Source organism: Arthrobacter sp. TJ-270, assembly GCF_058269075.1.
The window spans coordinates 79,788-100,384 of sequence record NZ_JBZCNB010000007.1 but is presented as its reverse complement, the minus strand read 5'-3'; the positions used below and the strand labels follow the sequence as shown (position 1 = coordinate 100,384).

Annotated in this window: 14 protein-coding genes; 7 read left to right on the top strand and 7 right to left on the bottom strand. The window is 63.3% G+C overall.

Annotated elements, in window-relative coordinates; translation table 11 throughout:
* Window positions 1-19 precede the first annotated feature (19 nt).
* Window positions 20-3,436 (top strand): S41 family peptidase, encoded by a 3,417-nt coding sequence (locus tag AC4D2M_RS13410; RefSeq protein ID WP_490892388.1) that lies wholly within the window; start codon window positions 20-22, stop codon window positions 3,434-3,436.
* 79 nt (window positions 3,437-3,515) lie between these two features.
* Here AC4D2M_RS13410 and AC4D2M_RS13405 read toward each other — a convergent pair whose 3' ends face one another.
* The 4 genes from AC4D2M_RS13405 to AC4D2M_RS13390 all read right to left on the bottom strand — a co-directional run bounded on the left by AC4D2M_RS13405 (window position 3,516) and on the right by AC4D2M_RS13390 (window position 9,108).
* Entirely contained in the window at window positions 3,516-3,947 is a 432-nt protein-coding gene (locus tag AC4D2M_RS13405; RefSeq protein WP_490892387.1) for an OsmC family peroxiredoxin, read from the bottom strand.
* Between the two features lie 152 nt (window positions 3,948-4,099).
* Window positions 4,100-5,875 (bottom strand): 2-oxoglutarate dehydrogenase, E2 component, dihydrolipoamide succinyltransferase, encoded by a 1,776-nt coding sequence (gene sucB, locus AC4D2M_RS13400; protein WP_490892386.1) that lies wholly within the window; start codon window positions 5,873-5,875, stop codon window positions 4,100-4,102.
* Between the two features lie 126 nt (window positions 5,876-6,001).
* Complete coding sequence (gene lpdA, locus AC4D2M_RS13395) at window positions 6,002-7,384, bottom strand: dihydrolipoyl dehydrogenase (protein WP_490892385.1); 1,383 nt, start codon at window positions 7,382-7,384, stop codon at window positions 6,002-6,004.
* A 173-nt stretch (window positions 7,385-7,557) separates the two neighbouring features.
* Complete coding sequence (locus AC4D2M_RS13390) at window positions 7,558-9,108, bottom strand: leucyl aminopeptidase (protein WP_490892384.1); 1,551 nt, start codon at window positions 9,106-9,108, stop codon at window positions 7,558-7,560.
* A 267-nt stretch (window positions 9,109-9,375) separates the two neighbouring features.
* Here AC4D2M_RS13390 and AC4D2M_RS13385 point away from each other — a divergent pair, with 267 nt between their 5' ends.
* The 4 genes from AC4D2M_RS13385 to AC4D2M_RS13370 all read left to right on the top strand — a co-directional run bounded on the left by AC4D2M_RS13385 (window position 9,376) and on the right by AC4D2M_RS13370 (window position 14,698).
* The gene (locus AC4D2M_RS13385) at window positions 9,376-10,422 is read left to right on the top strand and encodes a proteasome assembly chaperone family protein (RefSeq protein WP_490892383.1); all 1,047 of its coding nucleotides are present in this window, start codon (window positions 9,376-9,378) and stop codon (window positions 10,420-10,422) included.
* Complete coding sequence (locus AC4D2M_RS13380; RefSeq protein ID WP_490892382.1) at window positions 10,391-11,755, top strand: MFS transporter; 1,365 nt, start codon at window positions 10,391-10,393, stop codon at window positions 11,753-11,755. Before AC4D2M_RS13385 ends, AC4D2M_RS13380 begins: the two co-directional genes overlap by 32 nt.
* Window positions 11,756-11,850: 95 nt before the next feature.
* On the top strand, window positions 11,851-13,098 hold the full coding sequence (locus AC4D2M_RS13375) for a DUF4192 domain-containing protein (RefSeq protein WP_490892381.1): 1,248 nt from the start codon (window positions 11,851-11,853) through the stop codon (window positions 13,096-13,098).
* Between the two features lie 367 nt (window positions 13,099-13,465).
* Complete coding sequence (locus AC4D2M_RS13370) at window positions 13,466-14,698, top strand: RNA polymerase sigma factor (RefSeq protein ID WP_490892380.1); 1,233 nt, start codon at window positions 13,466-13,468, stop codon at window positions 14,696-14,698.
* Between the two features lie 120 nt (window positions 14,699-14,818).
* Here the strand turns inward: AC4D2M_RS13370 and AC4D2M_RS13365 are convergent, their stop codons facing one another.
* A complete protein-coding gene (locus AC4D2M_RS13365) occupies window positions 14,819-15,043 on the bottom strand; it encodes a DUF7455 domain-containing protein (protein ID WP_490892379.1) in 225 nt (74 codons plus the stop codon).
* A 239-nt stretch (window positions 15,044-15,282) separates the two neighbouring features.
* On the opposite strand from AC4D2M_RS13365, the gene AC4D2M_RS13360 reads away from it, so the two are divergent.
* Window positions 15,283-17,379, top strand: coding sequence for a DNA gyrase/topoisomerase IV subunit B (locus AC4D2M_RS13360; RefSeq protein WP_490892378.1), 2,097 nt, complete (start codon window positions 15,283-15,285; stop codon window positions 17,377-17,379).
* A gap of 49 nt (window positions 17,380-17,428) precedes the next feature.
* On the opposite strand, the gene AC4D2M_RS13355 is transcribed toward AC4D2M_RS13360, so the two are convergent.
* Together AC4D2M_RS13355 and AC4D2M_RS13350 are read right to left on the bottom strand one after the other, a co-directional pair.
* A complete protein-coding gene (locus tag AC4D2M_RS13355; protein ID WP_490892377.1) occupies window positions 17,429-18,403 on the bottom strand; it encodes a M56 family metallopeptidase in 975 nt (324 codons plus the stop codon).
* 6 nt (window positions 18,404-18,409) lie between these two features.
* Window positions 18,410-18,781 carry a BlaI/MecI/CopY family transcriptional regulator gene (locus AC4D2M_RS13350; RefSeq protein ID WP_490892376.1) on the bottom strand — a complete coding sequence of 124 codons (372 nt, stop codon included), beginning with the start codon at window positions 18,779-18,781 and terminating at the stop codon, window positions 18,410-18,412.
* A 208-nt stretch (window positions 18,782-18,989) separates the two neighbouring features.
* Between AC4D2M_RS13350 and AC4D2M_RS13345 the strand changes: the two genes are divergently transcribed.
* Window positions 18,990-20,564: a cytochrome ubiquinol oxidase subunit I gene (locus AC4D2M_RS13345; protein ID WP_490892375.1), complete on the top strand. Its 1,575-nt coding sequence runs from the start codon at window positions 18,990-18,992 to the stop codon at window positions 20,562-20,564.
* Window positions 20,565-20,597: the final 33 nt, after the last annotated feature.

Sequence of the window (20,597 nt, the reverse complement as noted above, 5' to 3'; positions counted from 1 at the left end):
GTGTGGTTATGATCGGGTAATGGCTCCCTCTCACTATCTGCGCTATCCGCATCTGTCCGGTGATCTCGTCACATTCGCAGCAGAAAACGACATTTGGGTTGCTCCGGTGTCCGGAGGACGCGCCTGGCGGATATCGGCGCTCCAGCAGCCAGTGCGGAGTCCGAGATTTTCGCCTGACGGGTCCACCATCGCGTGGACAGTGGTACAGGGCGCTGCACCCGAGATTGTTGCAGCCGATACCGACGGCGGCAATTTTCGCCGACTCACATACTGGGGCCACCAGAGCACCAGGGTGAAGGGTTTCACCGCGGACGGTCAGATCATTGCAACGAGCGCATTCCGCCACGAGGACCCACGGCACACCTGGGCGTACAAACTGCCTGCCGATGGTTCCCCGGGCAGCGTTGTGCCCTACGGACCCCTCGACGCCATCGTCTACGGCGAAGCGGTCGGGGATGAGCGTCCTGTCGTCATCGGCAGCGTGATCACCCGGGAACAGGCCTGGTGGAAGCGCTACCGCGGGGGTACTGCGGGCAAGTTCTGGATCGATGCGGACGGGTCGGGTGATTTTAGCCGCTTCCTTCCCGAACTGGACGGCAACCTGGCGGATCCCATGTGGGTTGGCGGGCGGCTGGCGTTTCTGTCCGACCACGAGGGATACGGCAACCTTTATTCGGTGAGTGCGAACGGCCAGGACCTTCGGCGCCACACGGACCATGAGGAGTTCTACGTTCGGCACGCAAGCACTGATGGGAGTCGTGTGGTGTACGAATCGGCGGGAACGCTTTGGCTTCTCGACAAACTCGACACCGAAGCGCAGCTTTTGGACATCACGCTGGGTTCGGCTTCCACCGGCCGCCGCCCCCAGCCGCTCAACGTCGCGCGCCATCTTGCAGCCGCAGTTCCGGTCGATGACGGGCGGGCCAGCGTCGTTGAGTCGCACGGAACTCTCCACCTGCTCACCCATCGTGACGGGCCTTCCAGGGTTGTGGACGCAACCGCGGGCGTGCGTGCCCGGCTCGGCAAGCCCATGGGAGTTGACAGAGTTGCGTACATTGCTGACCATGACGGTGAAGAGTCGCTGTACATCCGCAATGTGTTCGAGGTCGACCTTCCTGCCGGGAACGATCATGGCCTTCCGGAAGCCCGCACAGCGGATGACGGTTTGCCGGCGCCCGTGCCGGCTGCCCAACGGGATGGTTCCAGCGGAGACCAGGAGGCTGCCGAGCCGGACCCCACTGCTGATGCTGGAGCGCCGGACGCCGCCGTCGTCGTCGCGCAGGACCAGGCCGGCAGCGCCGCACTGTCCCGCATTCCCTTTGAAGGGAAGTTCAGGGCGAGCAATCTTGCGGTGAGTCCCGATGGCAAGGTCATCGCGGTCGCAGGCGAGATGGGGGAAATACTCGTCCATGAGGTGGGCAGCGCCGATTTCTTCACCCTGTCGACGACGTCCCACGGCGCAATCGACGACCTCGCATTCTCTCCTGACTCCGCCTGGCTGGTCTGGGCGGAGCCCGTAACGGGCGAGGGAGCACGCACCCGCATCCGGTTGGCCCGAGCCGCTAGGGATGCACAGATCCTCAACGTAACCGATGGGCGCTTCCGTGACCACGCGCCGTCATTCACGCCCGACTGCCGGTTCATTGCCTTCCTTTCAGACCGCAGCTTCGATCCGGTGTATGACACCCACCGTTTCGATCTCAGCTTTCCCAGCTCAACCAAACCGTTCCTAGTGGCGCTTGCTGCCGGTACGGCTTCACCGTTCGGACCGGCAGTTCACGACCGGCCGGCGCCTGCTGCCGAGAAGGACGAGTCCGGGCCTGTCGTCGAGGTTGCGGCGGAACGCCTTGCCGAACGGATCATCCCTGTGCCGGTGCCGCAGGGGTCGTATGAGGGCCTGCGGGCCATCGAGAACGCGCTGCTCTGGGTAGCAGCCGACACAATGGGGATCACCGGAGACGGCCGCGCCACCACCGATGCCAAGGAGCCTGCCAAGCGGCTCGAACGCTTCGACATGGTCAAGCGGGAAACGATAACGCTGGTGCAGGAGGCGGACTCCTTTGAGGTCAGCGGCGACGGCAAACGGGCTGTGGTCATCCGCGCCGGAGCCGTTACAGCGGTGCCGACGTCCGGTCCGGCTGATCCTGATTCAACCGAGCGGGTCACTGTGGACCTCAACCGCATCCGCGTTCTGCTCGATCCGCCCAGCGTATGGCGTCAGGCTTTCGAGGACGCCTGGCGTCTCCAGAGGGACTTCTTCTGGGCCGAGGACATGGGAGGCCTTGACTGGGAGACTGTAGGTGATCGCTACCGGCCGCTGTTGGACCGCATCGGGTCACACGATGACCTTGTGGATGTCCTCTGGGAGCTTCATGGTGAACTCGGTACGTCCCACGCCTATGTAACCCCGGCACTTGTCAGCGAGCCGGGCGCCGGCGCGCAGGGTTTCCTCGGTGCCGAGCTCAGTCGGTCCGAGCGCGGCTGGCGGGTGGACCGTATCTTCGCCGGCGAATCGTCGGACCCGCAGGCGGCCGCGCCGCTGGCTGCTCCCGGAGTGGCCGTGGAACCCGGAGATATCATCCAGGCGGTCGACGGCGTTCCTGTTCCTCCCGAACTTGGCCCGTCTGTCCTTCTGACCGGAGCGGGCGGGCGCGCTGTTGAGCTCACGGTCGCAAGACACGACGACGACGGCGGTCAGCCTGCAATGCGCAGAGTGGCGGTCGTCCCGCTGCGCAGCGAAGAACGGCTCCGCTACCAGAACTGGGTGAACGCGAACCGCACGATCGTGCACGAGGCCTCCGACGAGCGCTTCGGATACCTCCACATCCCCGACATGGTTGCACGCGGGTGGGCGCAGCTGCACAGGGACCTCGACCGCGAGACCGCTCGTGACGGGCTCATCATCGATGTGCGTCGCAATCGCGGAGGGCACACGTCGCAATTGGTGGCGGAACTCATCGGACGCAAGGTCACTGCCTGGTCGCTTCCGCGAGGCGAACAGCCCGGAACCTACCCCGCGCACGCACCCCGTGGCCCCGTAGTGATCCTGACCGATGAGTTCGCAGGGTCCGACGGCGACATCATCACGCAGGTCGCGAAGCTTCGGGGCATCGGGCCGGTCATCGGTACGCGCACGTGGGGCGGCGTCGTCGGGATTGACGGGCGGTTCAAGCTGGCTGACGGTACCGGTGTCACGCAACCCCGCTACGCCTTCTGGATGACCGGAGGCGTGGACTGGGGCGTGGAGAACTACGGAGTGGATCCAGATATCGAGGTGCCGTTTCCACCGCACGCTTACGCCTCCCAGGAGGATCCGCAGCTGGAGCACGCCGTCGGTATTCTCCGCGAGATGCTGGAGGAACTGCCTACGGACGTGCCGCCGGTCCGGAACAACTACCCGAACCTGGCTCCACCGCCGCTCCCGCCCCGCCGCTGAATACCGGCAATACACAGGGCGCCCCGTTCACCGCTGACGGTGAAGGGGGCGCCGTGCTTATTGCGTGGTGGTACGGGGATCAGGACTCGAGAGTGGCGTCCAGAGAAATGTCCTTGACAGCCGCGAGGGCCTGCGACACGGGGCACCCGTTCTTCGCATCGTTTGCGAGGCGCTGGAAGTCCTCCTCACTCAGGTCGGGCACAGATGCCTTCACCGTCAGACGGATGGCAGTGATGCCGGCGCCCGGCTGGAAATCGACCTCGGCATTGGTCTCAATGCGCTCAGCGGTCTTACCTTCCTCACTCAGCGCAAGGCTGAATGCCATGGAAAAGCATGCCGAGTGTGCAGCTGCAATCAGTTCTTCCGGGCTCGTCTTGCCTTCAGCCTGCTCCGCGCGGGCCTTCCACGTGACGTCGTAGGTGCCGACGCCGGACGTGTCGAGTGATACCTGCCCTGATCCAGTGGGCAGATCGCCGGACCAGATAGCGTGTGCTGAGCGTGTGGTAGCCATGAGTTCTCCTGTTCAATGGTTGAATCATGCGCACCGGACGGGAAGTCCGGTGTTTCCCCATCAGTTCGACAGGGAAGTCTGTGCGGCCACGTGAAAGACAGAAAGCAGCGCCCCGAGAAACCGGAACGCTGCCTTCTACATTTCCGTGGCGATTACAGGCCGAGATCGGCCTCGAATGCCCCATCCTCAAGACGGGTCTTCAACGACTGCAGGAACCTGCCCGCGTCTGCGCCGTCCACCAGACGGTGATCATAGGTGAGGCACAGGTACATCATGGAACGGATCGCGATGGTGTCTTCACCGTCAGCGTCGGTAACCACCACCGGACGCTTGACGATGGCACCTGTTCCCAGGATGCCGACCTGCGGCTGGTTGATGATCGGAGTGTCGAACAGGGCCCCGACGGAACCAATGTTGGTGATGGTGAAGGTTCCACCGGAAAGCTCATCGGGTCCGATCTGACCGGTGCGGGTGCGTGCACCAACATCGGCGATCTTCTTGGCAAGACCAGCCAGATTGAGGTTGCCGGCATCGTTGATGACCGGGACCAGCAGGCCCTTTTCGGTGTCCACCGCGATAGCCAGATGCTCGGCGTCGTGGTAAGTGACTTCCTTGGCATCTTCGTCGAACGATGCATTCAGTTTGGCGTGCTGCTTCAGCGCCTCCGTCACTGCCTTGGCAATGAAAGGCAGGAAGGTCAGCTTGGCTCCATTCTGCGCCTGGAAGTTGTCCTTGGCCTTCGAGCGGAGGCGGGCTACTCGAGTCATGTCGACCTCGATGACTTGGGTGAGCTGCGCAGAAGCTTCCAGCGACTCCCGCATGCGCCGTGCGATGGTCTGGCGGATCCGCGGAGCCTTCTCTACGGTGCCACGCAGCTTTGAGGCCGCCGGAGCAGCAGGTGCGGGTGACGCTGCGGCTGAGGCAGCACTCGGGGTCTCCTGCTTCGGGGTCTTCTCGGCTTCGGCAGCCTCGAGGACATCCTGCTTGCGGATGCGTCCGCCAACGCCCGTGCCCTTGATCGAGCCCAGATCCACGCCGTGCTGATTGGCCAGCTTGCGAACCAGGGGAGTGACGTATACGGAATCCGTTCCGAAGGACTCCTCCTTCGGCTTCTGCGCGGCTGCGGGTGCCGGAGTTTCCTCGGCCGGAGTCGGCTCGGCGCTCTTGGCCGGTTCCGGCTGGGACTCCGTCTGGGCCGCCGGCTCAGCTGCGGGCTCCTCGCGCTCGGTTGAAGGCGCAGCGGCAACTGGTTCGGCCGACTTCGGCTCAGCCTGCGCTGGGGCGGCGCTGCCGGAGCCGATCACGGCGAGTACAGATCCCACTTCAGCAGTCTCGTCCTCGTTGACCCGGATCTCCTGCAGCGTTCCGGCAACGGGGGAGGGAATCTCGGTGTCTACCTTGTCGGTGGAGACCTCGAGGAGCGGCTCATCAACCTCTACCTCGTCGCCGACTGCCTTGAGCCAGCGCGTGACGGTTCCTTCGGTGACGCTTTCTCCGAGCGCGGGCAGAGTAACTTCGGTTCCCTGTCCGCCGCCCTCGCTGCCACCGGAATCTGAGGGCTGTTCCTTGGCCGGGGCGGCTGCTTCTTCGCCGCCCTGTCCCTCTGATTCCGCAGACTGCTCCTGCTGGTCTTCCTCTGCAGGAGCCTCCGTAGCAGACCCGCCGTCATCCGAACTTCCAGAACCACCCGAACCGTCGCCGATCTTCACGAGAGGAGCACCTACCTCGGCGGTCTCGTCTTCGGCGACAAGGATCTCCTCGATGACACCGGCAATCGGGGATGGGATCTCTGTATCGACCTTGTCGGTTGAGACCTCGAGCAGGGGCTCGTCAACCTCAACGCGGTCGCCGACCTGCTTGAGCCAACGGGTAACGGTACCCTCAGTGACGCTCTCGCCCAGGGCCGGTAAGTTCACGGATTCAGACATGGTGTCCGGTTCTCCTTGTTCGTTCTACCTTCGACCGCCGGTACCGGGAACAGCCGGTCGGTGTGAGGTTGCCAGTGATGCTTTATGGGAGGTTGGTGCAGGTTCAAGCGGCAGCGGAAGCTGCGGTCAGCCGTGGAGCGGTTTGCCGGCGAGGGCGAGGTGGGCCTCGCCCAGGGACTCGTTCTGGGTGGGGTGTGCGTGAACCAGTTGGGCCACGTCCTCCGGGTAAGCTTCCCAGTTCACAATGAGCTGGGCCTCGCCGATCTGCTCGCCCATCCGGGTGCCGATCATGTGGACGCCGACGATCGGACCATCTTTCTCGCGGACCAGCTTTACGATGCCTCCGGTACCGAGAATGGAGCTCTTGCCGTTGCCCGCGAGGTTATATTCCTGTGTATCGACCTTGTCATCGCCCAACTTCTCCTTGGCCGCCTTCTCAGTGAGGCCGACCGAAGCGATCTCCGGTTCACAGTAGGTGACTTTCGGAATGTTGATGTCTTCAACGACGACCGGCTTGAGCCCCGCGATTTCCTCCGCGACAAAGATGCCCTGCTGATAGCCCCGGTGCGCAAGCTGCAGGCCGGGGACGATGTCGCCCACAGCGTAGATGTTGCCGACACCCGTGTGCAGACGCTCGTCGGTGATAACAAAACCGCGGTCGAGGGTGATGCCGGCGTCCTCGTAGCCCAGGCCGTCCGTGACGGGGCCGCGGCCGACTGCAACCAGCAGCAGATCCGCCTCGAAAGTCTTGCCGTCGGCGAGGATGACCTTGACGCCGTCCTCGCTCTGCTCGACCTTTTCGAAGAAGGTGCCGGTGTTGAACTTTATGCCGCGCTTCTTGAAAGCGCGCTCGAGGTTCTTGACGATCACGGCATCTTCATTGGGAACCAGCGATGGCAGGCCTTCAATGATGGTGACGTCGACGCCGAATGACTTCCAGACAGAGGCGAATTCGCAACCGATAACACCGCCGCCAAGCACGATCGCGCTTGAGGGGATGGTGTCCATGGTGAGGGCCTGGTCCGAGGTGATGACCTTGCCGCCGATTTCGAGACCGGGGAGCGAACGTGAGTACGAGCCGGTAGCAAGAACGATGTTCTTGCCGGTGTAGGTGGTGCCGTCAACCTCAACGGTGTTCTGTCCGGTCAGCCGGCCTGCGCCTTCAATGACGGTAATGCCCTTGGACTTGATGAGTCCCTGCAGGCCCTTGTATTTGCCGGCAATGATGCCGTCCTTGTAGGCGTTCACGGCCGTCATGTCGATGGATTCGAAGGTGGCCTTGATGCCGTACTTCTCAGCGGACCGCGCGCTGTCTGCAACCTCGGCTGAATGCAGCAGGGCTTTCGTGGGGATACATCCGTTGTGAAGGCAGGTTCCTCCGAGCTTGGCCTTCTCAACCAGCCCGACAGTGAAGCCGAGCTGAACGGCTCGAAGGGCGGCGGCGTAGCCGCCGCTGCCTCCGCCCAATATCAGGATGTCGAATTCTTGCGCAGTTGCCGTATCGGCCACTTGGACGCTCCCTCGCGTGATCGGTGACGCACTTAGGTTCGCGCGTCTATTGATGTCTGGCGGAATGCTTGGTGTGATCTGGGTTCACCCTATCGCCAGATCACACCATCAGCCACTTGATGAAGGCTGAAGCACACCCCTATGTGTCGAGTCTCACCCCGGGGCGTGCAGGTTCAGGCGGACTGTTTCTCGGCGCGCTCGACGACGTCCTCCACGTAGCCCAGGAGGGTACGAACCCCCACACCTGTGGCGCCCTTCGGCGTGTAACCGTAGGCACCGCCCTCATTGAAGGCAGGACCGGCAATATCGAGGTGTGCCCAGGGAATTTTCTCCCCGTCCACTTCACCGATGAACTCCCGGAGGAACACCGCAGCGGTCATCATGCCACCAAATTTCTCCCCGATGTTTGCGATGTCAGCCACTGTCGAATCGAGGCTCGGACGCAGTTCCTCCGGCAGAGGCATGGGCCAGAACTGCTCACCCACGCGATCGGCAGCAGCTTTCACGGCGTCCCGGACGCCGTCATCACCCATCACCCCCGAGACGCGTTTGCCGAGGGCGACCATCTGGGCGCCCGTGAGCGTGGCTACGTCGATGATGGCATCGGGGTACTCGGCGCTGGCAGCGGCCAGCGCATCAGCCATGACCAGGCGCCCCTCGGCATCGGTGTTGAGTACCTCTACGGTCCGGCCGCCGAAGGTGGTGAGTACGTCTGAAGGCCGCTGAGCCGTGCCGGACGGCATATTCTCCGCCAGACACAACCAGCCGGTGACGCTTACCGGGAGGCCGAGCTGGGCGATTGCCGCGACAGCGGTGAGCACGACGGCGGCGCCTGCCATGTCCAGCTTCATCGTCTGCATCCCGGCACCCGGCTTCAGGGACAGGCCGCCGGAGTCAAACGTGATGCCCTTGCCTACGAACGCGAGGTTGATCTTCGACTTGGCGGGTGTGTACTCAAGCTTTACGAGCCTCGGCGGACGGGACGAGCCCTTGCCAACGCCGAGAATGCCGCCGTAGCCGTCCCTCTCAAGCTTCTTCTCGTCCAGGACGGTCACCTTGACGGGCAGGCCTTTGACATGGTCCCGTGCGAACTGTGCGAACGACTCGGGGTAGAGGTGGCTCGGCGGTTGGTTGACAAGGGTACGGGTCACATTGACGCCCCGTACGAGTGCCTCCACCCGGTCAAGGGCTGCCCGCAGGGAACGGTCCTCAGCAGCCGGAGTGAGAATCGCGACACGCGAGAGGGTCTTTGCCGAGGGCCGCGGAGCCTTGCCGCCGACTGCCGTGTAGTGCTCCGTGTATGTATAGCTACCGAGCAGGATGCCCTCGGCTACGGCAGCGGCCTGCTCAACGGTGGCTGCGGGAAGTGCAACAGCAATGCTTTCCACACCGCCCAGCTGCCGTGCGGCGGCTCCAGCCGCACGGCGCAGTGTCTCATCGGAGAGCGGGGTACCCGGTGCGCTGCGTCCGGTGCCGGCAAGGACGAGCACGTCCGCTCCGGTCTCGGGCAGTCCAGGGAAACGGCGCACTTCGTCAGCAGCTCCGGTAACTCCCAGCGAGGGGAGGGTGTCGGTCAGTGCCCGGGCGGATTTCGCCGAGAGTGGGCTGTCCAGGAGGATCGGACCGTCCGGGCTCTGGCCGGTGCCGATCACCAGCACCTCGCACTCGGATTTCTTGATGTCCCGGGAGACTGCGGTCAGGTGAATATCGCGGGTATTGCTCACGAAGGTTCGTCCTCGCTTCCGATGGCTGGAGATTACTGCAGGGGCGTGCGGGTTTCGCCACGCTCTTGGGGTTCCTACCGATCGTAGTCGCACCCTGTGACATGCGTCCTATGGACGCGTTCAGGGGAATGAGTACGAGCTGCGGGGGTGTTAGACAACTGAGATCTACAGGCGATCAACTAGGGTTGACAACCAGAGTGGTACCTACTGTGACGAAGGATCGCGGCATCGGCGGCGATCCTATTTACCTGAGCTGAGGAGGAAGCAATGTTGGAGCCGCTAAGCCTTTACAACGTGAGCAACTCAATCAGCGAAGATCCGACCCTGCGGGGACTTCCACTGATCGCTGGGTTCACCGGTTTTGTCGATGCCGGCCAGGTGGTCGCACAAGTACGCGATGAGCTGCTGGGTTCCCTAAACAATGAGGTGCTGGCGGTTTTCGACACCGACCAACTCATTGATTACCGCAGTCGCCGCCCACGCATCACGTTTGAGCAGGATCATCTCAGGGATTATCAGCCTCCGGCGCTTGAGCTTCGGGTACTTCAGGACGGGTTGGGGGAGAGGTTTCTACTGCTGAGCGGCATGGAACCGGACCTTCAATGGGAAAGGTTCTGCGCCGCCGTCGGACAGTTGATCTCCCTGCTTGAGGTGCCGCTGGTCGCCTGGGTCCATTCGCTGCCCATGCCTGTTCCCCATACGCGCCCGCTTGGCGTGACGGTACACGGAAACCGGGGTGACCTGATCGAGGGGATGGGCTCCGCCTGGAAACCCACTGCGGAGCTGCAGTCCTCTGTTGGCCATCTTCTTGAACTGCGTCTCACGGAAACGGGACACGACGTCGTCGGTTACGTGGTGCACGTGCCGCATTATCTGGCGGAGGCCGAGTACCCGCCTGCCGCGGTGACTGCCCTGGAGTACCTTGGCGCATCCATCGGCCGCGTCCTGCCCACCGACCGGATGCGGGAAGCCGGCCGGGACGTGGAGCGGCAGATCACACGGCAGGTGGACAATTCAGCCGAGGTGCAGGGGGTGGTGTCCTCGCTGGAGAAGCGCTACGACGAGCATACGGATGGCTCCCGGCGTTCCCTGCTGGTCAAGCAGAACATGGAATTGGCCAGCGCCGAAGAGCTCGCAGCCGCCGTTGAGGCCTTCCTGGCCGGACCGCGCGCAGCCGACGAGCTCGCCGATACGCTGAACAGCGCAGACGAAGATGAATTCCCCGAGCCTGGCAGCGCGGCTCCCGAGCCGACCACTGACGACGACGGTTCCCCGGCAACCGGTGAAGACGGAGGGGAACGGGCTGGGGACTGATTCGGAACACCGGACGGACCGGCGTGCCTGGGTGGTATGGGCCGCCGGAGTCCTGGCGTACCTGATAGCGGTCACCCAGCGCACTTCTTTCGGGGTCGCAGGTATTGAGGCAACTGAACGTTTCGATGCCACAGCGTCCGCGTTGGCTGTCTTCACTGTGGCGCAGCTCGTGGTCTACGCAGGAATGCAGATCCCGGTAGGGGTGCTGGTCGACCGGTTTGGACCGCGCGTCATGATTGTCAGCGGGGCCGTCCTGATGGCGTTGGGACAGACCCAGCTTGCCTTCGCTGAGTCCATCACGGCGGGAATCGTTGGACGCCTGTTGGTTGGCGGCGGCGACGCCATGACGTTTGTCGCGGTGCTCAGGCTGCTGCCTGCCTGGTTCGAAACCCGGAAAATTCCGGTGCTGACCCAACTGACAGGCATCCTCGGCCAGCTCGGGCAGATCCTCAGTGTCGTACCCTTCCTCGCCATACTGCAGGTCGTGGGATGGAGCAGCGCTTTTCTCTCCGCAGCCGGGCTCGGCATCCTTGCGGCTGCACTGGGCCTGACACTGATCCGTGATCACCCGGAAGGAAGCGACCAGCGAAACCGGATATCCCTGCGGCAGACCGGCGTCTCTCTGTCGGAGGCATGGAAGCAACCTGGAACCCGCCTCGGCCTGTGGTGCCACTTCACGACGCAGTTCTCGGGAACGGTCTTCGTCCTCATCTGGGGCTACCCCTACCTGGTGAGCGCGCAGGAACTCGCGGCTCCGACGGCTTCACTGCTGATGACGCTCTTCGTGGTGGTCGGCATGATCTGCGGGCCGCTTCTTGGCGTTTACGTTGCCAGGCATCCGCTGCGCCGCTCGACCATGGTCCTGGCAATCACGGCGGTCACCGCACTTGCCTGGCTGGTGGTTCTGACCTATCCGGGTCGAGCGCCAGTCTGGCTGCTTGTGCTGCTGGTCGTGACGCTGGCGGTCGGGGGACCTGGATCCATGATCGGCTTCGACTTCGCCAGGACGTTCAATCCGGCGTCCCGCCTCGGGACCGCAACCGGCATTGTGAACATCGGTGGATTCACAGCGGCCCTCCTCACAATGTTCGCCGTGGGGCTTGTTCTCGATGTGCTGCTGGCAAGCGGCTTCTCCAACGGCGACCTGTATGCCCTGGATTCCTTCCGGATCGCTTTTTCGGTGCAGTTCCTTGTCCTTGGAATCGGTACGGTCGCGATCGTGGTGCTCCGTCGCCGGGTTCGTGCCCAGCTGGCGCGTCAGTCGATCATTGTGCCCCCGCTTCGGCAGGCGATCGCAAGGGAACTACGACGACGCCGCGAAGCCCGCAGGTAGCGACCCTTCCTCCACACCGGCTTGGTTCATGGCAGTTACCCACATAGCGCGGCAACAGCGTCTCCGGTCCCGGCTGCGGTATCAGAGTCGTAAGCATGACAGCTAACGCATCCCGTTCCGACGCACCCATCAAGGTCAGCTCTCCCGCCGACATCCTCAGCTACGTCCCGCACGTCCTCGGCTTTCAGCCGCGCGAGAGCCTGGTGTTCCTCACCATGTCGGGCAAGCGCGTCGGCGCCACCCTCCGCCTGGACCTTCCGTCCCCGGACACGGATCCTTTGGACTACGCGGCAACAGTCCGGGACTACCTTGAATCCGATTCGTCGGCCGACGGCGCGTTGATGGTCATTTACACCGACACCGCATGGGCGGAGCCCGACGCGCCGCCACATGCTCCAATGGTCCATTGCCTCGATCTGGTCCTTGACGCAGCAGGCCTGACCCTGCTGGACGGGTGGCTGGTCAGCTCCACACACTGGCGGGACTACTTCTGCGAGGACGCGTCATGCTGTCCATGGCCGGGGCACCCTCTTACCCGCATCACTGAGAGCATCCTCAACGCTGAGTTGGTCTTCCAGGGAAGCACGTACGCCGAATCGCTGGAAGCGGCCTTGGGCACTGTCGACGCCGTTCACAATGAAGAGGTCCACAGACTCACTTCCGCCTACATGGAGCGATGGCACGGCAAATGGGACAGGTCCAGTCTGGGCCGTGACAGCCTTTTGCTTTGGAATGCACTCATCACTGACGAGGGGGAGGCAGCGAGCACCGGGGAAGCGCCGGAAGTGATCGCCTTTCTCCTTGCCGGGCTCGCCAGCGCTCCTGTGCGCGACAGCGTCATCGTGCTGGCTGCCGTCGGCCTCAGTGCCGCCCAGGCGGCGGCTGTCGATGGTGGCGTCCTGCCGGCAGACCCGGAGGAGGTGGGCCTCCCGGCGGCCTGCGAAGTGATGAAGAGGGGTCTGCATGCGGGTGAAGCCGCGGAACCGGCGCGCGTGGAGGCAGAGGCTGCAGGGAACCCTGCCCTTCTCTTCCGGGAGGTTTTCCTTGCCACGCTCGGCACGCCCGACTGGAACCGCCTGGATGCGGCACACGCCCTCTTCCTGAGGCTGACGGCCGTAGCAAGCGGGCAGCCGCGGGCTGCTCTCCTCAGCATCCTCGGCTGGCTTGAGTGGGCACGTGGCAGGGGCTCCCGTGCGCACCATTATCTTCAGGAGGCGCTCGACGAGGCCCCGGGATATACCCTCGCTGAACTCCTGCTGGCGTTGGTCGGCACCGGGTCACTCGCTCAATGGGCTCGCCGGCGCGAAACTGCCTGGACTTCGGATTCCCGCCGCGCCGCCTAAGCGGGCCGATACATCCGGCATGCTCTGGGAACGGCTCTTACGCGGTACGGGTGCAGGTTGGCAGAGCGATCTACGCGAGAGCCGGGGTGCCCCGATCCTACGTCCAGGAATTACGTGCCTTCCGCAAAGCGTGCGACAATGGAATTTGAGACCCGGTTGGGTTCGTGTTTCAGATCGACGCGCAATAGATTTGCGGATGTGGTGTTCACACCACTGCATCTCCGCAAGGGAATAGCGCACTCGGCGGAGCTGTTGTATGTATCAACAGTTTCCGAAGATGGGTCTGATTTCAAACACGGACTTGACAGGGTCATAGTGGTGTTGCCCCCTTGGTGGCGCCGCAAACCGCCGTATGAAAGGTTCTTGAGTGTCGGCCAAGAAGACAACAGCACCGGTGTTAACCGAACCCGGTACAACTGCAACCAAGCGCAAAGCCTCCGCCGCGAAACCGGCGTCGAAGGCTGGTACCGCGCGCGGTGCCAAGCGCGCGGCAAACGAGAGCAGTGTAAACACGAAGGCTCCCGCGGAGGATCTTCCCGAGCAGGAGATCGAGCCCGGAGCTGCGGACGTCGACAGTGCAGACACCGACGCAGCCGAACCGGAGGTTGCGGAAGCACCCACCGGCAGCGGCTTCGTCTATTCGGACGCTGACGACGACGACGCGCCCGCGCAGCAGGTGGTTTCCGCTGGCGCCACCGCGGACCCGGTCAAGGATTACCTGAAGCAAATCGGCAAGGTAGCGCTGCTCAATGCTGAGCAGGAAGTCGATCTGGCCCTGCGCATCGAGGCTGGTCTCTTCGCCGAGGAGAAGCTCGCGGCGAACGAGAACATCGACCCGAAACTGCGTCGGGAACTCGAATGGGTTATCCATGACGGAAAGCGCGCCAAGAACCACCTCCTGGAGGCGAACCTCCGTCTGGTCGTCTCGCTGGCCAAGCGCTACACCGGCCGTGGCATGCTTTTCCTGGACCTGATCCAGGAAGGCAACCTTGGCCTCATCCGCGCGGTGGAGAAGTTCGATTACACGAAGGGCTTCAAGTTCTCCACCTATGCGACGTGGTGGATCCGCCAGGCGATCACCCGTGCCATGGCGGACCAGGCCCGCACCATCCGTATTCCGGTTCACATGGTTGAAGTCATTAACAAACTGGCTCGTGTTCAGCGCCAGATGCTGCAGGACCTTGGCCGGGAACCGACCCCGGAAGAGCTGGCACTCGAACTGGACATGACCCCTGAGAAGGTCGTGGAGGTCCAGAAGTACGGCCGTGAGCCCATCTCGCTCCACACCCCGCTGGGCGAAGACGGTGACTCCGAGTTCGGTGACCTCATCGAAGACTCTGAAGCTGTCGTCCCGGCTGACGCCGTGAGCTTCACCCTCCTGCAGGAGCAGCTCCATTCCGTCCTGGACACCCTGTCCGAACGGGAAGCCGGGGTAGTAGCAATGCGGTTCGGTCTCACGGACGGTCAGCCTAAGACCCTTGACGAAATCGGCAAGGTCTATGGGGTCACCCGTGAGCGCATCCGGCAGATAGAGTCCAAAACCATGTCGAAGCTACGGCACCCGTCGCGATCCCAGGTTCTGCGGGACTACCTCGACTAGAATCCTGAATCGGGCACCGTGAGGTCCCGGCACGCACAACATACAGGAAGAACCCCCTCCGAGGAGGGGGTTCTTCCTGTATGTCGTGCCATCCAGTAGGAGGCTCCACCACGATGGCGATTAAGCCTCTACAGCGCTCTGGGACTTCTCGGTCAACCGGGCAGTTTCGTCCTGCCACTCGGAAGTCTGCGGACGAAGGGTGCTCTCCACAGCGCGTGCGTGATGGCCGCAGAAGAGAAGCTCACCACCGGAGGACTGAAGGACTGCGCGAACATACGCCTGGGCTCCGCACCGGTCACAACGGTGAAGCGCGGTCAGCTCGCGGGTTGCTGTAGCTGTTGTCATGGATGCCTCCTTAGTGGTTCCTGTACTTCATATAACCACTATTCGTAGCCGTTTCTTCGCAAGCTGGGTGTGCTTTCGCTGAGCGCGTATCCTCCCGCGCGCGGTCCAAGCGCGGGCTGATCGCCCCGGCAAGCCTGCCGTCACTAGCGCAAATGACAGAATATGCTTGGTACGGCGCGCCGCTCCCGTCGCGCACACCACCCCGCGATAGACCTCAATCCCAAGGAGTTTCCAAGGAAGTGGCCCCCAGCTCTGAATACACAGCCCGCCATCTTTCCGTACTCGAGGGTCTTGAGGCGGTACGCAAACGCCCGGGTATGTACATCGGGTCCACTGACTCCCGTGGCCTCATGCACTGCCTCTGGGAGATCATCGACAACTCTGTCGATGAGGCCCTGGCAGGCCATGGACAAAGCATCACGGTCATCCTCCACGCCGACGGCTCGGTGGAAGTGCACGATGACGGACGCGGAATTCCCGTGGACGCTGAACCCAAGACGGGGCTCAGCGGCGTTGAAGTGGTCTTCACCAAGCTCCACGCCGGCGGAAAATTCGGCGGCGGCTCCTACACCGCATCCGGCGGCCTCCACGGCGTGGGCGCCAGCGTGGTCAATGCCCTTTCCGCCCGTCTCGACGTGCAGGTGGACAGGGGCGGCAAGACCTACCAGATGTCCTTCCGCAGGGGCGAACCCGGGAATTTCGCCGACGAGCGCAAGCCTTTGCCGACAGCGAAGTTCTCTCCCTTCGTCGACAGCTCCCGCCTCGAAGTCGTGGGCACCACAAAACGCGGAGTTACCGGTACCAGGATCCGCTACTGGGCAGACCGCCAAATTTTCACTGCCGATGCCAAATTCTCCTATGAGGAACTGCAGGCACGCGCGCGGCAGACCTCCTTCCTTGTTCCAGGTCTCCGGATCACGCTGCGGGACGAACGCGGCCTTCCCGGCCATGACGGCGTGGTGGAGGAAGTGTTCCACCACGACGGCGGAATCTCAGAGTTCGTGGAATTCCTCGCCATCGATCACGCAGTGACCGACGTGTGGAGGCTCCACGGCTCCGGGCGGTTCAAGGAATCCGTGCCCGTCCTCGATGACCAGGGACACAGCCGGATCGCTGAAGTGGAACGCGACTGTGAGGTGGACATCGCGCTGCGCTGGGGCATCGGTTATGACACGACGGTCAAGAGCTTCGTCAACATCATCGCCACCCCCAAGGGCGGAACCCATCAGGCCGGATTCGAACAGGCGCTCCTGAAGACGTTCCGGAAGGTAGTCGAAGCCAATGCCCGCAAGCTCAAGGCAGGCAATGACAAGCTGGAGAAGGACGACGTCTTCGCCGGCCTCACGGCAGTGCTGACCGTTCGTCTGGCCGAGCCGCAGTTCGAAGGACAGACAAAGGAGATCCTCGGAACATCCGCCGTCCGGGCCATCGTCGCAAAGGTCGTGGAAACGCAGATCCTGGCCAAACTCAATTCTTCGGCGCGCGGAGACAAGGCCCAGTCCGCGCTCCTGCTGGAGAAGGTCGTCGCCGAAATGAAGTCGCGGGTTTCGGCGCGCGTACACAAGGAGACACAGCGCCGGAAGAATGCGCTGGAGACGTCCTCCATGCCCACCAAGCTGGCTGACTGCCGCATCGACGACGTTGAGCGTTCCGAACTGTTCATCGTCGAGGGAGACAGCGCACTGGGCACAGCGAAGCTTGCCCGGTCCTCTGACTACCAGGCGCTGCTGCCCATTCGCGGGAAGATCCTCAACGTCCAGAAGGCTTCGGTCGGCGATATGCTTTCCAACGCCGAGTGTGCAGCCCTGATCCAGGTTGTTGGTGCCGGATCAGGCCGCAGCTTCCAACTCGACGCAGCCCGCTATGGGAAGGTCATCCTGATGACGGACGCGGACGTGGACGGCGCCCATATCCGCACCCTGCTCCTGACCCTTTTCTTCCGGTATATGCGCCCCCTCGTCGATGCAGGTCGTGTCTTCGCGGCCGTCCCGCCGCTGCATCGGGTGGAGATCCTCAACCCGGGGAGCAAGGCGAACGAAACCGTCTACACCTACTCGGAGCAGGAACTGCACAGGTTGCTGGCCACGCTCGAACGCGAGGGGAGGCGCTACAAGGAACCTATCCAGCGCTACAAGGGGCTGGGGGAGATGGACGCCGGTCAGTTGGCTGAAACCACCATGGATCCGCGCCACCGCACATTGCGCAGGGTGCGGATCCAGGAGGCCGAAGCCGCCGAACGGGTGTTCGACCTGCTGATGGGCAGCGATGTCGCACCGCGGAAAGACTTCATCGTCGCCGGCGCCGCGTCGCTGGATCGGGAACGCATCGACGCCTGAGCGGTGACGCCGCCGGCCCTGAAGCACCTGCGGCGGGCCGCAAATTTGGTCAGTCGAAGAGACCCGGCGCGATCAGCAGCACCGTGGGCACCATGAGCAGCAGCGCCGATGTCGCCAGCGCGGCGAAGGACTGCACGGGGGAGAGCGGTCGCTTCGGTTCCAGCAGACGGCGCAGCCTGCGAACGGTGGAGAGCGAGGCGTCTTCCTGATCCGGATCCGGTTCGATGCTGCCATCCGGGGGCGCCTGTTTCGGCGCAACAGTCGCCGGTCCGTGTGACCCGGTGGCCACTATCGCGATCGCGCCGACGAGGGTTTCCTGATCCACCTGCTTGACTGCCTCGTCGTCGGCGAGCATCTCAATGAGTTCGTTGACTGCCCGTTGGGCCAGGCGCGACGTCGGAAGCCAGGGCAGGGCAGAGCGCCACGCTGCAAAGGCCCACAGCAGAAGATGATGGCGCTGGCTTAGGTGGGCACGCTCATGTACCAGTACGGCCCGCAGTTCCTCCTCCGACAGCAGCCCCATCAAACCATCCGAAAGGACCGTTACGGAACGTGCGCCGCCGGGCAGGCAGTAAGCGACCGGGGTCGGGTGCTTGATCACGAGGGTGGACGGATTGGTGCGCGAGGGTGAGCTCAGCAGGTTCAGCAGGTTTCGGTGCCGTCGTCGCTGTCCCGTGATCCGCACATAGGTGATGAGCAGCGTGAAGACGAGATGCGCGGTCAGCAGGGTCGCCGCACTGAGGGCGAATACGTGAACCAGCCCGAGAGTGTCTGCCGGCCGATTGTTCACCAGGACGTCCCAGAGCCCGCGTAACGCTTGGAGCAGGTTGTCTCCCAGCGGCTCGAGTCCCCAGACCAGCATGGCGCCGATCATCGAGAGGCCACCGGCAAGGGCGATTGCCTGCCACAGGATCATGGCAGTGAACGGCGAGCGCGAGGGCCACTGCGCCCTGGAGAGCGCGATCGGGGCAGGCCATGCCAGAACCACGGCGAGCGTGGCCAGGAAGTGGGAGGCCCAGAACATCGGGTGCTAGTTGCTGCCCAGGAGCCGCCGGAGGGTGCGGGCCTCGCTCTCGGAAACGCTGCCGATGAAACGGGCGAGGACTGCTTCGCGATCGGGGGCAGTCACCAGGACCTCGTGCATGAGTTCGGCGGTGTGATCTTCCCGGCTGGTCACTGCGCGGTAGCGGTGCGGGCGGGTGTCGCGCTCGCGCTCGACCAGGCCCTTCTTTTCCAGTCGGGACAGTACGGTCAGCACGGTGGTTACCGCAAGTTCCTTGCCCTCTGCGGTGCCTTCCGGGGCAAGCGCCAACGCATCACGGAGAGCGTTGGCCGTCAAGGCCTCCTGGGTACCCCACAGCAGGTCCATGACTGTGCGTTCGAGCTCACCGAGCGTGGCCATTCTTGTTCCTTCGTCCATTTGTTCCCGCTGGTCTGCGGGTATTGCGGTCGTAAAGCCGGTTCCAACTCCTCTAATCTACAACTTTTTTGCCAAAGGTTCTACGCCATGTAGAAGAGGACCCGGAAGTTGTTCTACGATGTGTAGAAGATACTTTTCTACGACATGTAGAACTTGGGATCATCGCCTGTGCTTGTGGAATCGAGGACCTGTGGAAGCACTTGAAATCGCCCGGTGGCAGTTCGGCATCACCACCGTTTACCACTTTTTGATGGTGCCGCTGACGATCGGCCTCGGCCTGGTTGTCGCGGTCATGCAGACCCAGTGGTACCGGACAGGCGAGGAACACTACCTGCGCATGACCAAGTTCTGGGGAAAGCTCTTCCTCATCAACTTCATCATGGGCGTGGCCACCGGGCTGGTGCAGGAGTTCCAGTTCGGGCTCGCATGGAGCGAATACAGCCGGTTCGTCGGCGACGTCTTCGGTGCTCCCCTCGCCATGGAGGCGCTGCTCGCGTTCTTCGTCGAGTCGACCTTCCTCGGCCTCTGGATCTTCGGTTGGCAGCGGCTGCCCAAGGTGCTGCATCTCGGTTCACTGTGGGCCGCGGTACTGGCATCCGTCTTCTCCGCCTACTTCATCATCGTGGCCAACTCCTGGATGCAGCATCCCGTCGGCGTGGAGCTCGTGGACGGGCGCGCACGCATGGTGGACGCCTGGGCGGTCTTCACCAACAACACCGCACTGGTTGCCTTCACCCACACGGTGTTCGGTGCCCTCGCGGTGGCCGGCGGTTTCCTCCTGGGCATCGCCTGGTACCACCTCTGGAAGCGGCGCCACGACGGCCTGGACACGGTCGACGACGACGGCACGGTGGTCGTCGGCAAGGATGACACCCGGTCACGCGGCCTCATGGACCACCAGGTGTGGCTGCGCTCAGCGCGAATCGGCGCCGTCGTCGCGCTTGTTTCATTCGCCGGGACGGCAGTCTCGGGTGACCTGCAGGCGAAGCTGATGTTCGAACAGCAGCCTATGAAAATGGCGGCAGCTGAGGCCGCCTGCCACGACGGCACCGGTTTCTCCGTCCTCTCGGTGGGCAATCTGGGTTCCCAGAACTGCGACGACATAGTGGCGGTCTTCGAAGTGCCCGGCCTGCTGTCCTTCCTCGCGAACGGTGATTTCACCACCGAGGTCAGAGGCGTCAACACGCTTCTGCCGGAATACGAGGAGCAGTACGGAAAGACCCTTCCCAATGACCCCATGTACGGCGAGCGCGCCGGAATGCCCATCGACTACCTCCCGGTCATGGAGGTTACCTACTGGGGTTTCCGCATCATGATCGGCTTCGGCGTGATGGCGGCCGGCGCAGCCGCGGTAGCACTGTGGATTTTGCGGAAGGGGACGGTCCCCGAATCGCGCCGGCTCATGCAGCTTGCGGTGTTCGGGATCCTCGCCCCCTTCGGAGCCAACTCCGCCGGCTGGATCTTCACGGAGATGGGCCGCCAGCCCTTCGTGGTAGCGCCCAACCCGGATCCCAGCGGCGTCGACGGCGTGTTCATGTTCACGGCCGCGGCCGTGTCGCCCGGGGTGTCACTGGCCGAACTCGTCTTTTCCCTGGTTGCGCTAACCCTCGTTTACGCCGTCCTGCTGGTCGTCGAGGTGAGGCTGCTCTTCACCTATGTGCGCGGCGGCGTTGCCTCGGCCATGCCGGAACTTGCCGCACCCAGCGACGACGACAGCTCCTCCCGCGGAAAGGATGACGACGATGTCCTCGCCTTCGCCTACTGACTTCCCGACCCGAATCCTACCCCGCGGAAAGGA